14 protein-coding genes and 1 pseudogene are annotated in these 15,160 nt (G+C 49.9%); 12 read left to right on the top strand and 3 right to left on the bottom strand.

Features of this window, described 5'->3' with window-relative positions; translation table 11 throughout:
- The first annotated feature begins 66 nt into the window (after window positions 1–66).
- Together xdhC and guaD are read left to right on the top strand one after the other, a co-directional pair.
- On the top strand, window positions 67–912 hold the full coding sequence (xdhC, locus tag BLQ41_RS14995; RefSeq protein ID WP_090182019.1) for a xanthine dehydrogenase accessory protein XdhC: 846 nt from the start codon (window positions 67–69) through the stop codon (window positions 910–912).
- 8 nt (window positions 913–920) lie between these two features.
- Window positions 921–2,225, top strand: a complete 1,305-nt coding sequence (gene guaD / locus BLQ41_RS14990; protein WP_090182017.1) for a guanine deaminase — start codon at window positions 921–923, stop codon at window positions 2,223–2,225.
- Between the two features lie 169 nt (window positions 2,226–2,394).
- Here the strand turns inward: guaD and BLQ41_RS14985 are convergent, their stop codons facing one another.
- The gene (locus BLQ41_RS14985; RefSeq protein WP_090182016.1) at window positions 2,395–3,159 is read right to left on the bottom strand and encodes a GntR family transcriptional regulator; all 765 of its coding nucleotides are present in this window, start codon (window positions 3,157–3,159) and stop codon (window positions 2,395–2,397) included.
- A gap of 374 nt (window positions 3,160–3,533) precedes the next feature.
- Between BLQ41_RS14985 and BLQ41_RS14980 the strand changes: the two genes are divergently transcribed.
- Window positions 3,534–4,724 (top strand): benzoate/H(+) symporter BenE family transporter, encoded by a 1,191-nt coding sequence (locus BLQ41_RS14980; RefSeq protein ID WP_090182014.1) that lies wholly within the window; start codon window positions 3,534–3,536, stop codon window positions 4,722–4,724.
- Window positions 4,725–4,965: 241 nt separating this feature from the next.
- On the opposite strand, the gene BLQ41_RS14975 is transcribed toward BLQ41_RS14980, so the two are convergent.
- Window positions 4,966–5,268 (bottom strand): 50S ribosome-binding protein YggL, encoded by a 303-nt coding sequence (locus tag BLQ41_RS14975; RefSeq protein WP_090182012.1) that lies wholly within the window; start codon window positions 5,266–5,268, stop codon window positions 4,966–4,968.
- Between the two features lie 58 nt (window positions 5,269–5,326).
- On the opposite strand from BLQ41_RS14975, the gene BLQ41_RS14970 reads away from it, so the two are divergent.
- Genes BLQ41_RS14970 through BLQ41_RS14955 form a run of 4 tightly spaced genes read left to right on the top strand, consistent with a single transcriptional unit; the run spans window position 5,327 to window position 11,762 of the window.
- The gene (locus tag BLQ41_RS14970) at window positions 5,327–7,636 is read left to right on the top strand and encodes a hypothetical protein (protein WP_157695020.1); all 2,310 of its coding nucleotides are present in this window, start codon (window positions 5,327–5,329) and stop codon (window positions 7,634–7,636) included.
- Window positions 7,626–9,734 carry a hypothetical protein gene (locus BLQ41_RS30495; RefSeq protein WP_157695019.1) on the top strand — a complete coding sequence of 703 codons (2,109 nt, stop codon included), beginning with the start codon at window positions 7,626–7,628 and terminating at the stop codon, window positions 9,732–9,734. Before BLQ41_RS14970 ends, BLQ41_RS30495 begins: the two co-directional genes overlap by 11 nt.
- Window position 9,735: 1 nt before the next feature.
- Entirely contained in the window at window positions 9,736–10,344 is a 609-nt protein-coding gene (locus BLQ41_RS14960) for a hypothetical protein (RefSeq protein WP_090182008.1), read from the top strand.
- Entirely contained in the window at window positions 10,341–11,762 is a 1,422-nt protein-coding gene (locus BLQ41_RS14955) for a tyrosine-type recombinase/integrase (protein WP_090182007.1), read from the top strand. Before BLQ41_RS14960 ends, BLQ41_RS14955 begins: the two co-directional genes overlap by 4 nt.
- Before the next feature lie 146 nt (window positions 11,763–11,908).
- Here the strand turns inward: BLQ41_RS14955 and BLQ41_RS14950 are convergent, their stop codons facing one another.
- Window positions 11,909–13,099 carry a tetratricopeptide repeat protein gene (locus BLQ41_RS14950; protein ID WP_090182005.1) on the bottom strand — a complete coding sequence of 397 codons (1,191 nt, stop codon included), beginning with the start codon at window positions 13,097–13,099 and terminating at the stop codon, window positions 11,909–11,911.
- 241 nt (window positions 13,100–13,340) lie between these two features.
- Between BLQ41_RS14950 and BLQ41_RS14945 the strand changes: the two genes are divergently transcribed.
- The 5 genes and pseudogenes from BLQ41_RS14945 to BLQ41_RS14925 form a co-directional block, all read left to right on the top strand.
- Window positions 13,341–13,490, top strand: coding sequence for a TIGR02391 family protein (locus BLQ41_RS14945; RefSeq protein WP_090182003.1), 150 nt, complete (start codon window positions 13,341–13,343; stop codon window positions 13,488–13,490).
- A 168-nt stretch (window positions 13,491–13,658) separates the two neighbouring features.
- Window positions 13,659–14,123: a hypothetical protein gene (locus tag BLQ41_RS14940; protein ID WP_090182001.1), complete on the top strand. Its 465-nt coding sequence runs from the start codon at window positions 13,659–13,661 to the stop codon at window positions 14,121–14,123.
- 88 nt (window positions 14,124–14,211) lie between these two features.
- Window positions 14,212–14,403, top strand: a complete 192-nt coding sequence (locus tag BLQ41_RS14935) for an MbcA/ParS/Xre antitoxin family protein (protein WP_090181999.1) — start codon at window positions 14,212–14,214, stop codon at window positions 14,401–14,403.
- A 35-nt stretch (window positions 14,404–14,438) separates the two neighbouring features.
- The gene (locus tag BLQ41_RS14930) at window positions 14,439–14,633 is read left to right on the top strand and encodes a hypothetical protein (protein WP_090181998.1); all 195 of its coding nucleotides are present in this window, start codon (window positions 14,439–14,441) and stop codon (window positions 14,631–14,633) included.
- A gap of 165 nt (window positions 14,634–14,798) precedes the next feature.
- A pseudogene (locus tag BLQ41_RS14925) lies at window positions 14,799–15,053 on the top strand (LysR substrate-binding domain-containing protein); the annotation flags it as partial.
- Window positions 15,054–15,160 lie beyond the last annotated feature (107 nt).

The raw sequence follows: 15,160 nt of genomic DNA, 5'->3' as shown, positions 1-15,160 counted from the left end.
AAACAATGTGGGAGCTAGCCTGCTAGCGATGAGGCCCGAACAGACAACAGAGATGTTGAGGTGAATATGTACAACTGGATCGACGCCCTCGCCGACCTGCAATCCCGGGGTGAACCCTGTGTGTTGGTGACCATCATCGAAGAGCTCGGCTCGACGCCGCGCAATGCCGGCTCGAAGATAGTCATCAGCGCCACCCAGACCTTCGACACCATCGGTGGCGGGCACCTGGAATACAAAGCCATGCAAATCGCCCGCGAGATGCTCGCCAGCGGCAAGCAGGACACCCATCTGGAGCGCTTCAGCCTCGGCGCCAGCCTTGGCCAGTGCTGCGGCGGCGTGACCGTTTTGCTGTTCGAACCCATGGGTCAGGTCCAGGCGCAGATCGCCGTATTCGGCGCCGGCCATGTCGGCCGCGCCTTGGTGCCACTGCTCGCCAGCCTGCCCTGCCGGGTGCGCTGGATCGATTCCCGGGAAGACGAATTCCCTGAACACATCCCTTACGGCGTTCGCAAGATTGTCAGCGAAGAACCGGTGGACGAAGTCGACGACCTGCCCGCCGGCAGCTACTGCATCGTCATGACCCACAACCACCAGCTCGACCTCGAACTCACCGCCGCGATCCTCAAGCGCAACGACTTCGCCTACTTCGGCCTGATCGGTTCGAAGACCAAACGGGTGAAGTTCGAGCATCGCCTGCGCGAGCGCGGTTTTGACAGCAGCGTGTTGCAACGCATGCGCTGCCCGATGGGCATCGGCGAAGTCAAAGGCAAGTTGCCTGTGGAAATCGCCATCTCCATCGCCGGCGAAATCATCGCCACCTATAACGCGGATTTCGGCCAGCACACTGCCAGCGCCGGATCATCAATTGCCAAACTGCTGCCTGCTTCACGCCGCAGCCAAGCCACACGTTGAGAAACCACATGCCTTTCACTCGTAAAGCCTACCGCGCCGCCATTCTGCACAGCATCGCCGACCCCGCCGAAGTGGGCATCGAAGCCTCCTATGAGTATTTCGAAGACGGCCTGCTGGTGGTCGAAAACGGCCAGATCAGCGCCCTCGGTCACGCCAGCGAATTGCTGCCGAGCCTGCCGGCCGATATCGAGATCACTCATTATCAGGACGCGTTGATCACCCCCGGCTTGATCGACACCCACATTCACCTGCCGCAAACCGGCATGGTCGGTGCCTATGGCGAGCAACTGCTCGACTGGCTCAACACTTACACCTTCCCGTGCGAAAGCCAGTTCGCCGACAAGGCGCACGCCGATGAAGTCGCGGACATTTTCATCAAGGAACTGCTGCGCAACGGCACCACCACCGCGCTGGTGTTTGGCAGCGTGCACCCGCAATCGGTGAATTCGTTTTTCGAAGCCGCCGAACAGCTGGACCTGCGGATGATCGCCGGCAAGGTGATGATGGACCGCAACGCGCCGGACTACCTGACCGACACCGCCGAATCGAGCTACGTGGAAAGCAAGGCGCTGATCGAGCGCTGGCACGGCAAGGGCCGCCTGCATTACGCGGTCACCCCGCGCTTCGCGCCGACCAGCACCCCGGAACAACTGACCCTCGCCGGTCAGCTGCTCAGTGAATACCCAGACCTGTACATGCAGACCCACATCAGCGAAAACCTCAAGGAAGTTGAATGGGTCAAGGAACTGTTCCCGGAGCGCAAGGGTTACCTCGACGTCTACGACCACTACAAACTGCTCGGCGAACGCTCGGTATTTGCCCACGGCGTGCACCTGTGTGACGACGAATGCGCGCGACTGGCGCAGACCGGCTCGGCCATCGCCTTCTGCCCGACTTCCAACTTCTTCCTCGGCAGCGGCCTGTTCAACCTGCCGATGGCCGAGAAGCACAAACTGAATGTCGGTTTGGGCACGGACGTGGGTGGCGGCACCAGTTTTTCGCTGCTGCAAACCCTGAACGAAGCCTACAAAGTCATGCAACTGCAAGGTGCGCGGCTGAGCCCGTTCAAATCGCTGTACCTGGCGACGCTGGGCGGCGCGCGCGCGTTGCGCCTGGAAGACAAGATCGGCACCCTGCAACCGGGCACCGACGCCGACTTCCTGGTCCTGGACTACAACGCCACGCCGCTGCTGAGCTATCGCTTGAAGCAGGCCAATAACATCGCCGAAACGTTGTTTGTGTTGATGACGCTGGGGGATGACCGGACGGTGCTGCAGACGTATGCGGCGGGGAATCAGGTGCATCAGCGCTAGGTTTTTCGGGCATAAAAAAATCCCCCGAACTCTACAGTCCCGGGGGATTTTTGTTGTCTGTCGGAAGATCAAAAGATCGCAGCCTCGTTGCACTCGACAGCTCCTACAGGGGGCGCATTCCAATGTAGGAGCTGTCGAGTGCAACGAGGCTGCGATCTTTGCCCAACAATCAGAGTTTGGCGGCTGGCCGCCCTGGCTTCTTGGTCTGCAACAAATGCGAGAACACCGCATGCAAGTCATCCGACGCGCTTTCTTCGTCGAGGTTGAGTTTGCTGTCGATGTGATCCATGTGATGCATCATCAGATTCACTGCCAACTCACCGTTGCGCGCTTCGATCGCGTCGATCAGCTGGGTGTGCTCGTCGTAGGAACAGTGCGAGCGATTGCCGCTTTCATACTGGGCAATGATCAACGATGTCTGGGACACCAGGCTGCGCTGGAAGCTGATCAGTGGCGCGTTTTTCGCCGCTTCTGCCAGTTTCAGGTGGAACTCGCCCGACAAACGGATACCGGCACCGCGATCGCCACGGGAGAAGCTGTCGCGTTCGTCGTTGACCATCTGCCGCAACTCGGCAATCTGTTCGGCGGTTGCGTGTTGCACGGCCAGTTCAGTGATCGCCCGCTCCACCAGACGTCGCGCGAGGAACACCTGACGGGCCTCTTCGACACTTGGGCTGGCAACGACGGCGCCACGGTTTGGACGCAGCAGCACGACGCCTTCATGGGCCAGGCGCGACAGCGCACGGCGAATGATGGTGCGACTGACCCCGAAAATTTCCCCCAGCGCTTCTTCGCTCAACTTGGTGCCGGGCGCCAGACGCTGTTCGAGGATGGCCTCGAAGATATGCGCGTAGACAATATCGTCCTGGGTACCGCTGCGGCCGGCTTTGCCTGCTCGCGGTTGTTTCTTTAGGGGTTGCAACTGTTCGTTCATGGGCACTCGAGTCGGGAGAACTGCGGCGAATTGACCGTGACTGTAATACGGCACAGTGGGTCGCTGGCAAGTATCGCGTAAAAAACACCGCGATTGTACACAATGGATGGTGGCAACACGACTGTACGGCTGTTTGTCACTTCCGCTGTATTGCAACGACTGGTTACTTTTGAGTTTAGGCTTGAACACAGAATCCTGTATGCGCTGCATTCGTCCTGTAGGAGCTGTCGAGTGAAACGAGGCTGCGATCTTTTGATCTTGTTTTTAAAAAATCAAAGTCAAAAGATCGCAGCCTCGTTGCACTCGACAGCTCCTACACAGCTCCTACACAGCTTCTACGGGACATTTTCATACGTAAAAGGAACACCGCTGTCATGAACGACGCCACGCACACGCAGCTCCGCCCCCTGGCCGACACGTCACCGTCGGCCATCGTCGCCGGCTTTATCGCGATGATGACCGGTTACACCAGCTCCCTGGTCCTGATGTTCCAGGCCGGACAAGCGGCAGGTTTGACCAGCGGGCAGATTTCCTCGTGGATCTGGGCGATCTCGATCGGCATGGCGGTGTGCTCCATCGGTCTGTCCTTGCGTTATCGCACGCCGATCACCATCGCCTGGTCGACGCCCGGCGCAGCGTTGCTGATCACCAGCCTGGGCGGCGTCAGTTACGGCGAAGCCATCGGCGCCTATATTACCTGCGCGGTACTGGTGACGATTTGTGGTTTGACCGGCAGCTTCGAACGCCTGGTGAAAAGAATTCCGGCTTCATTGGCTGCGGCATTGCTGGCGGGGATCCTGTTCAAGATCGGCAGCGAAATCTTCGTCGCCGCCCAGCATCGCACTGGGCTGGTATTGGGAATGTTCTTCACTTACCTGGTGATCAAGCGCCTGTCGCCACGGTATGCGGTGCTTGCAGCATTGCTGATTGGCACGGCACTGTCGGGGTTCATGGGGCTGCTGGATTTCAGCGGCTTCCATCTGGAAGTGGCAACGCCGGTCTGGACCACGCCCCATTTCTCTCTGGCCGCGACCATCAGCATCGGCATCCCGCTGTTCGTGGTGGCAATGACGTCGCAGAACATGCCCGGCATTGCCGTGCTGCGCGCCGACGGCTACACCGTGCCGGCCTCGCCGCTGATCACCACCACCGGGATCGCTTCGTTGCTGCTGGCGCCGTTCGGCTCCCACGGGATCAACCTGGCGGCCATCAGCGCGGCGATCTGCACCGGGCCGCATGCCCATGAAGATCGTAACAAGCGCTACACGGCGGCGGTGTGGTGCGGGATTTTCTACGGGATCGCCGGGGTGTTCGGCGCAACACTGGCGGCGTTGTTTGCCGCGTTGCCTAAAGAGTTGGTGCTGTCGATTGCCGCGCTGGCGCTGTTCGGTTCGATCATCAATGGCTTGAGCATCGCCATGAGCGAAGTGAAGGAGCGTGAAGCGGCGCTGATCACCTTCATGGTCACGGCGTCGGGGCTGACGCTGTTTTCCATCGGGTCGGCGTTCTGGGGGATTGTGGCGGGGGTGTTGACGCTGCTGATCCTGAACTGGCGCAAGGCCTGAAAAAGCAAAAGATCGCAGCCTCGTTTCACTCGACAGCTCCTACTTTGGAATGCGGTCGGGTGTTGACGCTGCTGATCCTGAACTGGCGCAAGGTCTGAAAAGCAAAAGATCGCAGCCTCGTTTCACTCGACAGCTCCTACAGGATGAATGCATTCCAATGTAGGAGCTGTCGAGTGAAACGAGGCTGCGATCTTTGGGGCATAAAAAAACGGCGACCCTTGGGTCGCCGTTTTTTATGACATCAAGCTACCGGATTGATCGGCTTTTCCGGGTACCAGACGTCGATCAGCGGGCTGACGGTTGCTTCGGTCAGTTCGCTGCGGCCTTTGAGCCAGGCTTCAACAGCGGCACGCTGCTCTTCGGATACCGAGCCACGTTTCTGCAGGCAAACCAGACCGAAGTCGTCGCCGCCAACATAGCCCAGACCGTTGGCTTCCATGGCTTCTTTCAGGAACGCGTCGAGGAAAGCATCAATGGCTTCATCAGCCAAATCTTCTTTGAAATCCAGGTTCAGTTCGAAACCCAGCTCTTGATTTTGACTAATTACATTTTTCTACCATTCTTGATGTAGCAGCTGTAGTACGCGCGTTTGGCGCACAAAAATGGATAAAACCAAAATGGCAATTGTCAAAAAAGGTCAGCCCCTGCACCCATACCCCATCATGGCGATCCAACCGGACGCTTTGCAAATCCTGACTAAGGACAACAAAAGCAAACGACTCCCAATTCCTTTGAAGCTTTTCGACTCGTTCTGTCACCTTGCTGGCTACGAGATCTCCTGCAACACCCTGATCAGCCCTGCCATGCAGGCGATCTTCGATCACTTCTGCGGTGCACTAGCCACCACTGACTTTTATGGAGGTATCGATAAAGCTCGTGAGGCCGCCTGTCGTGAAATGCATACTCTCTTAGAAGCAGCAAGGCACGAACTGAACGAGCTTCCTTCCTTGCTGTGGTGGCCCCAGAAACGACACCATGAGCGTCATTTATGGGATGAAATAAATCAAAAAATCTCTTCTCATAAACGCCGATACTGGGAGGGGTGGCCGGTGGAAAACAGACTGGGCATAGTCCAATATCTACCATTAGCCCCTATGTACTTAACTCACGGCAGAGAATTTACCGAGACCTTCTATGAACAACTGAGATTGCGCGCAGAAGGATTTATCGAACATTATCATCATCATTTTAACAAACTCATCACTTATATCACTTCACACTCGATGCTGTACCCAGAAAAAACATTTCAAGACCCTATCGGACTCTACAACCTATTCAAAGATTTTATAAAGCACGATTTCAAGGACAGTAAGTCTACAGATAGAAATCTCCCTTCCAGAAAAAAATGCTACAACAAGTTTATTAGTCAAGTAGAACGTTGCTTTATTGAATCAGGCATATGGTCTATACCTATCCGCCCTCTTCCAAATACCGATGCGAAAGCTGTACCCGGAAACTCCAGCCACATCAAAGAGTCCGGTGGCTTGACTGTACGAGAAAAGCTTATAACCACCATTCCTCTTGAGGTAAGCCACAGTCAAGCAATTGAAATTCTTTTCTTTCAAATAAAAGAAGACCTTAGAGTAATTAAAACATGGGCAGAAATTCAAATGAGCAAATTCATGGAAAATTTTGCTCAACGAAAAGGACTAGCCAAACTCGGAGTGCCGATCACGAAGGGTTATGGATGGACAAAGCAAGCAAATTTAGAAAACGTCTGTGCAACTTTTGAAAAATATACCTACGACTGCAATTTCCCAGAAATCGTCCGCCACTATAACCGTAAAAACAACACCACTTACAGCGCTCGCGACATGTCATTAATGCTGGGAATCCCTAATACAAGCGACCTATACCCTTTTCAACTCGGGTTGATAATTGAACACCCGAAAATCACCACCACATTCCTGACGGGATTCCAACTAAAGGACAAAAACGGAAACCAGACCGGGTATTTTCCAGAAGGTGGCCATAACTATATATTTTCAGGAGAAATTATAAATTTAATTTCTGGAAAAAAATCCAGAAAAGGCCGAAAGTACGCCAGACAAAAATTTCCAGTATCGGCAAAAGCTGCCTTGATTATGGAGAATGTGATTTCTATTACTGAGCAAGCTCGCCAGCATTTTAAGAAAAACAATAATGAAAACAGTCGGAAATTATTTTTGGCAAGCCCCATTGCTGCATCACTACCAATAATTGCTACGATACCTCAGTGGAACCGATCGACACTTTCAAAGCCCTGCATGACACCTCTCATAAATCAATTCAGATCAATCACAAATAAAAGCGAGCAACAAACAAAAGAGTATCTTAGAAAAATTTCCCCCTCCACCGTTCGTGCCTCGCGAGCAATGGAAGCCTACATCGACGATGGTGATTCAAGCTTATTATCTGAAATACTTGGACACCAGAAAGAAATTAGCGAATTGCTCTCACATTACATACCAGATGCATTTCTAGATTATTTTGAATCAAGAGACGTTCGCCTCTTTCATAAAGCAGTTATTTGCCATGCACTAAAAGATAGCCCATATCTCATGAAAGCTTCGAACTTCGAAAGTATGGAACAACTCAGCGAGTTTCTAAAAAATCACGCACTGAACGAGCTGTCTTCAGACCTCATTGAGCCTAACAAAAGCATTGAACAGCAGATAATGGAGGAAGGCAATGAGATTCTAATTCGCTTAGGTATAGGATGCTTGAGCGCCCTACTATCATTAGAAAAATCCGTGAAAGAGTCTGACGGAAAGAGGCCTTTAGACGAAGATGCTTACTATTGGTCTAATGTTGCCAGACTAGTTAGAAAAGAAATTGAGGACGGCTACGACCCTGAACTAAAACGCAAACTAGCCATAGCTGTGCAAGAAATCGACACCACTCAATTGGACGACTTGATTTATGCGACCTGAAAACCCTCTTGGTTTTCTTGATAATTTTGATCTCGACCTTGCACATGAATTCCGCAAGGCTGGGTGGCTGCTTAATTCATTTGATGACCCTGTTTGGGAAATTTCTCTTGGCTACGATAAACCCAAAACTTTGGACTGGCGAATAGAGCTAGCCAGTGGGATTATGCTCACAGATCCCAGTCAATCCAGGTTACTAGAGAGCCTGCGGATTTTTTTGATCGTCGCTGTCCACGGAACCAGCGAGCATGCGGGCGAAATGGCCGCAACAAAAACCCAAAGGCGCTACCTTTCAAATGCAATCTACATTGTTGATATCCTATTATTAAATTCCGAACGTTTTAATCTAAGTACTTTGGGACTTCGCGGCCTAGGCGAAAATGACTTAACTGGTATTCTACATCAGTTTAGCACCTCAACTTTTGTTTCAGAGTCGATATATGAATACGGCACAAATCTTTCTAAATTTTGTTTATCCCTAGTAGATCAAACTCCGACCAAACAGCTTAAAAAGCTAATAAAAGAAATTCCCAGCCTGGCAGACATTTCCTCTAGTGATCTTGAGTTAAATGAACTAGAAATCCACCCTCACCAAATCCCTTATGTTAGAGCAGCCCTGTATTACCACGGTTACTACAGCGGCAATCTCGCTGCAGGCTTTCATGTGAACAGCAAATTAGTCACTCAAAAAATTTACAAAAATACACTAGGAGGCACAACAACAAAACCAAGAGTCTACATACTTTCATACTATCCCGCTGAAAAACGTTACCGCCGAGAACTAGACGCTGTTCCCGTTCGACGCGTCGACAAAGAAGGCATTACAAAAGGAAATTATTTTGCATTTAGATCCAGATTGAATTGCTTGAGACTTTTACCAGCCATAGGCGTGGATGCTCCAAATCTTTTGAGCCTTCAAAAAATTTCCAACTTCATGATCGACCTCACCCCTTATGGGTACTTTAACTCTGTTCCTTCCCCTGTGATATTTAATATTTTTGCACAGGCGACTGAGTTTCACTATCGCTATGGCAGAACGATCCTCAATGCATTTTGCAAAGCTGCAAAATATTGTGTCACTCACAAAGTTCAAATGACCAGCCTGACCAAAGCGCAATTTAGAAATATCATTGGCCCAGAAGCAGAATCCATAGGAATTAAGCAGTTGGGGTTGGCTTGTAGAAATACCAGTCGAGCAGATACAACGGGCAGAGCCCCACGAAAAAATGACAAAAAATCATTTTATTCAAGACTTAGAGCTAATGAAGGCCTTATTGAGCTTATACAAACCTATACTGGGTGTGCGCAATACATAATCGGCACATTGATGGCAAGAAGAGCAATGGAATTAGTTGAGCTTCCTCTGCATTGCCTTGACAAAACTCGCGAATGGCTCATTTTCCGACCTGAGAAAACATCTCGTTTCCTTTTTGGTGAAAGAGACATACAAGCTCGCCCGATAGACCAGTTAGCTGTAGATATGATCTACGAGTTGGAGCGAATGCAACGATATTTAAAGAAAATTGAGTACATCTCTAATTACTTGCCCTTATTTTCTTCCCCACCCCAATCCGGCGCTAACGAACTTAGCCCTGCGTCGATGTTCACTTTATTGAGAAATTTTGACTTACTTTGCGATTACTTCCAAACAGCGACAAATGCAACAGGCCAGAGATATTATGTGCGACAGCACCAACTCCGTCGTTTTTTTGCCCTTGTATTTTTCAACATGTTCGGCCTTGGTGGAATTAATACGATACGTTGGATGCTCGCACATGCGAACCTAGAACAAGTTTGGAACTATATCAATCAGAATATTGATGAGACATCCCTCCGTGGTGCTAGATCTCAATATATCATTGAGGAAATGAATAAAGGCCGCTTGGAAAATTATGAAAGTCTAGCTGATCTCATGAGGGAAAAATATGGAATTGATGATTTCATGCTCGCAAATGAAATCGAAGCTGATCGCTATATACAACAATGCCTAAAAGAAGGTGATGTGACAGTAGAGCCTGTATTTTTCAATGACAAGCATGGCCAGCAAATGAAAATCATCGTCAAAATACTCCGACACCATAGCCACAGCCGGAGAAAATAGAATGAGAAGTTCAAATAAGAACAAATCCCAAACAATAAAAAACTCCATAATGTCACTAGTAGCCTTACTCAATGACATATTGAAACATCCAGAAAAATACGTTGAGAACCATTACATTAGACAATCCCTCAATAGTCAGGGTGGTATGGCATCCATTGATCATGACTCTAATATTGACGACATTGTTATCCAAATCAGACCAATGAGCCTTACAACTCTAAAGTCAAAAATCTCGACCTACAACCAAGACGTATCATTTGAATTTATTGACAGTTTACGACTAGATGCCTGTGATGCAATCGACAGAGTCAAACAGCAAGATCGAGCACAAAAAAAGCCCACTAAACTCGGACTGCAAGAACAAATAGTCATACTAAAGTCTGATCTTGAGTCACAACGCGAAGCTAATTTCCATCTTCTGCAGGCATTGAGCCTTTCCATGAGCAGCATTAGCAACATTCAAAATGAGCAAGATCAAAACATCAGAAAAAAACTTGGCAAAGATGCAACTGATTCTATATTAAGAATCCTAACCCTAAAACCCCGACAAATTACCCCCCCCCCGAATACCTCTAACATCGTCACACTTAAAAATGATGACAAAAAATGAAACTAAAATTAGCTGGCGACTTAAAACTATTTTACCCATTGCCTAACCTTAAACTGTACAGTCATCATATCGATAACAGAATTTTTACCAAGGACGGTTCAAATCTCCCATTTTTGGTGTGGCCTGACCATACACCTTGTACCGCAATAAATTTGTACATGCTCACTCTTCGCGACCAACGAGGGCGGGCCGGACAGCCGCTGTCAAGACGTGGCAGCAAAGGTGGAACAATAGGTGACTATGCCGGCAAGCTCAGTCAATTGATTAGATATTGTAGTAATGAACATCTTGATTTCTTAGAGCTTACTGATTTGCACTTTACGCGTTTTATATCAAAACTACGCAAACAACGATACAAAGATCGATTGATTCAACGCCAAAAAAATGAAAACACTCTAACCTCTACCGGCCAAGTATGCCTAAACTTTCTTCGTTTTCTAGGAAACTTCAGCGGCAAGCCAAACTTTGTCGCCGAAAATGGAGTCATCAAGACAACAACTCGTGAGTACAGCATTGTTGGGCATAATGGTCAGGTTATTAAAAAGACGTCTATATGGCATCACAGCTTCACTCTTGGCGAGACAGGGGACACCAGAAACCCAATTTCCCCGAAAAGCGTTAAAAGCCTTAGACAGGCTGCAGACGACGCTAACACCTCCTCATTTATTAACTCAAGAAGGCATTTGCATATTTCATTTCTTGAATATCTGGGGCCTCGCCGAGGCGAGCTTGCAGATATTAAAGTCGAGGCAATAAACCGGGCATGGCATATGAAATTCCCCGTATTAGACTTACTGACACTCAAGCAAGGAGAGCCTGTTATTCGCCAAATTCCTGTTTCTAGAGTATTACTTCAGCAGGCTCGTACATACATGAAACTTCATCGCCCCAGCGCTATAAAGATATTCACTAAGGGCGGGAGGCCAGATCATGGAAAGTTGTTCGTGTCCGAACGTACCGGAAAACCGCTTGCCGACACAACTATCACAAATGAAATACATACTCTTAGAAAAGCTGCGGGGATTTCAGAGCAAGCTTGCGCCCATATGTTTAGACACGCCTTCTGCACCAACTTATTTGTTATATTATTCCAAAGAAACAAATTCAAAAATAGCAAGGAATTTGAGATAAGGTTAATCAGCGACAGTTTTTTTCTCCATACAGTTAAGCAGTTGAGTGGCCATAAAACCTTGGAAGGTCTTATGCCCTACATCCACCTTGCCTATCGTCGCCTTAATAATATAGAGGAGACTGTCAGCATTGCTAACCTTATTCTACTGCAAGATGAGTTCGACTCTCATCTTAGACTATTATGCCACGAACTCAAAAAAGGTCTTGGCACTTTTCAATTTATAGACAGAGTAGAGGAGCTTATTTCACTCAAATACCAAGACAGAGATGATATCCTTAATAAATAACCTAATCAAAGTGTTTGCATTTAGAGGCCGACGAAAGAAACTCGTCGGCGTCAGCACGATCATATTGCTCAGGAAGTTGATCCATTTTACAAAAAACTCAACTCACCTTGCTCCTTTCAAAAGTAGAAAAGCCACCTCTTTTTCGCCTAACCAATTCCCTCCTCACCATAACACTCGTCATAAGCATCCCTCGCATGCTGCATCATAACCTCCGCACCAATGATGCCTAGTGCGGCTGCAGCCTCATAGTGCAGCTGTGCAATACCAAAATCTCGCATTCTGAAAGAGATGCGACCTAGGTACATGTAGGCCCACCCACGCACATCTGGATTGTTCTGGTCTGTAGTTACCCTGTAGTACCACTCGATGGCTTCCTGGATGTCCTCAGCTAACGGAAGACCAGCAACATCACTCCCGTCGAGTATCTGCCCCAGCTTCAATTGGGCGGTTGAATTTCCAGCCATTGCAGCACGGCGGTACAGCGAGACGGCCAGCCATGGCTCTCGAATGAGCTGCCTGCCGCGCTCATAAAGCTGTGCCAACAACAACATGGCTTCGTCGCATCCCATATCAATAGCCTGAGTGAGCAAATGAATCGGAGACTCTGGGATCGAAAATACATCTCCGTGCTCTATGAGCATTTCGACCATGCGAACGGTTGCCGGTGGGTAGAAATCTTTAGATGAGCATTTGTAGAGGTCAAAAGCCATGTGCAGATCTTCAGGGCTTCCAACAAAACCATGCTCGGCGAACTGCCCAAGCTGGTAACAGCACACGGCACAACCTCGCTGATGCCCCATTTGATAAAAACAGAACGCTTCCTCCAAACAGCCCTTTTCAACGTAGTAATCCCCCAGGGTATAGGCAGCGTTGGGGTGACCATTACCCTGAGCGTGCAGAATTTCCTCTAAGCCCCGCTTCTGGGCTTGGCCGCCTGGCTCAAAGTATTCCCCAATTGAGAGATACAGCAGTCCAATCCGCATCTGGGCATCAAGGCACCCGTGCTCGACAAGCGCACTCAATGTACCAATGATGTCTTGGAAAACCGGACGCAGCGTCTCAGGGGATTGCCCATCAGTGAGCAGCGCTTCCAAAGCGGGCAAACGCTTTTCAATGCCACGCAATCTCTCTGAAAGACTACGTTCAATTTCGAGTATTACTTCAAACCAGGAACGCTGAAAATGTGAGTTGCAATAGGCGTCCAGATCAGGCCCTGCGCGTCCAATACCGCAGAGAATCTGCCCATTTGGCAATACAAATTTGTCGTGCTGATAAGCCGTGGTCACGGTCGGAGCACGGTACTTTGCAGGGGAAGCAGAGAGAATATTTGAGGTCATGGCTGCTCTCCAGACAATAGAAAACGAACTGCTCACCGGATTGGGCTGGGGGTCGGATTGAATTGTCTGGCCGTGAAATCACGGTTTGATGAGGTGCTTACACCCTCAGCCGTTGAATTTCGCAGCTGCTTCTAGCCTAGATCCGTCACAAGAGAAGTCAATGCCTCATCTCTTGTTATCCATAGCGACGGCACGGATGGCGCTGATCTGCTGACGAAGGCATTTCTTGGGGCAAAGCCAGATGCTGGCCTTAGGGCCTCTAACCACTGAGTCTGAGAAAAGTGATCCAAAAGGATTCGCGAACCTGCTACTTGGATTGTCGGGGGCAGTCCGAAATGCTCTCGCCCATACGACGAAGTTAAATCGGCCTATGTCCGAGCAGGACGCTTAGGACACCCTCAAGGTGGTGTCGCTGATGCATCACAAGCTCGATGTCACCCGAAAGGTATCCCCATGAAGCTGATTAGCACTCCAGCAGATCTAGTTGATCGCCATAACGACGCACCGCTGTGCTGTAATCAGTGGTGATAGAGATGCTCGTTGGCTTAGCGAGGTGCAGATGGACGATTCCCCTTACAGGCAACATCGGGAAATGCTGCTCACCGGGCGCTCCCCGACCGATTGCAGTTTGCAGGAATTTGCGATTTCCATGTTCGCAAGCTACCGCTTCAAATTCAGCTCTGGCTGTCTTCGTGCATTCACAGTCGAACAGCTAGGAGTCTTCGCGGAAATGGCCGCTTCGTTCCAACGACACGGTCACAACGACCCAGACTTCGTTGACGTCTGCCAGAAAATAATTAAAAAAAGGACGAAGGCGGCACAGGACAATCTCGCGCTGCTGATGAGTTATCAGGCTTTACAAAAAAGCGGCATACCATTAGGTGATTACCTGATATCGCTGAAAACTCACGAAATGCAGCACAGGGTGAATCGAGAGAAGGGCTACATCGATACAGATCATCTTATGCATCCAACTGTGCTTCCCGGCGCTGATCTAGGCAGTTGGTACTTCGAAGCGCTGTAGACCGGGATGCTTGGCACACGCATGCACCACCTCTGCTGTCATACCCCTTTCGACAGGTAAGAGCCCTGCAAAACTACCGAGAGCAAAAATGAACCCCATTGAGCTGATCCTGCTCCAAGCCGAGCAAGTCTTTGGCAACAAAGCAAAAGCAGATGCGTGGCTGAACCAACCCAAAGCCTCTCTGGGCAATCAATCACCGATCGAGCTCGCCCGCAATGAAGTTGGGTATCTGATGGTCAAGGATGCGCTTGAGCGAATCGACCATGGATACGCCGGCTAATCATCACAACGTCCGGCCATGCACAAGGATTCAACATGATTGTGTTTGATCTCAACCGAAATGATGCCGATGCGTTGCTTCAGCACGCTAAAGAGTTCACGCCTCAGACAGGTGATGCACGCGAAGACGCCCGGTTGCGCGATGCGTTGCTTGAACTGCGTGTCGCATTGGTGTCGCACCTCGAAGAGCCTGACTCCTCATCCAACTCGAAATCTGGTCGGCAAATGTAGATCGAGGTTACTGCTGCATGTTCGGAACACCCTTTCCGCAGTCTTGCACTGCAGGCACCGGTAAGCGCATATAGCTCTTCGGCGTTCTAGAGCCGGAGTGACCAGACAACACCGTCCGCTAGTGAAGTCTTTGCTTGAGCCAGCTCGACTTAAACGTTTGACTCCAAGGTAGACTACCTTCACCTCAAGCCTCTTTTCAGCAGCCACCTTGCAGCAGTGCTGATGTCCATGGCATTGGAAAGCAAGGGGGTAGCGTGGTTACCGAAAAGCCTGACGGAACAGGAAATGGCTGATGGACGCCTTGTCAGGGCCCTCGATGAAAGCTGGGATATCCCTTTAGAAATTCATCTCACGCGACCGACAGCCCCAATCAGCCCTTCTCCAGAAGAGTTCTGGGCCAAGCTGCCCAACGCGAGATAACAGGTCGCAAGCGACGATAGTTTCGCTATATACTTCCGAATCCATACCCCTTGAGCTACAGGAACACCAGCATGACTGTACTCCAAACGATCTACTGGCAGCCTACG

This window comes from Pseudomonas arsenicoxydans, assembly GCF_900103875.1.
GTDB lineage: Bacteria > Pseudomonadota > Gammaproteobacteria > Pseudomonadales > Pseudomonadaceae > Aquipseudomonas > Aquipseudomonas arsenicoxydans.
Note: the sequence above shows the minus strand (reverse complement) of the source record. Positions and strands in the feature narration are given on the sequence as shown.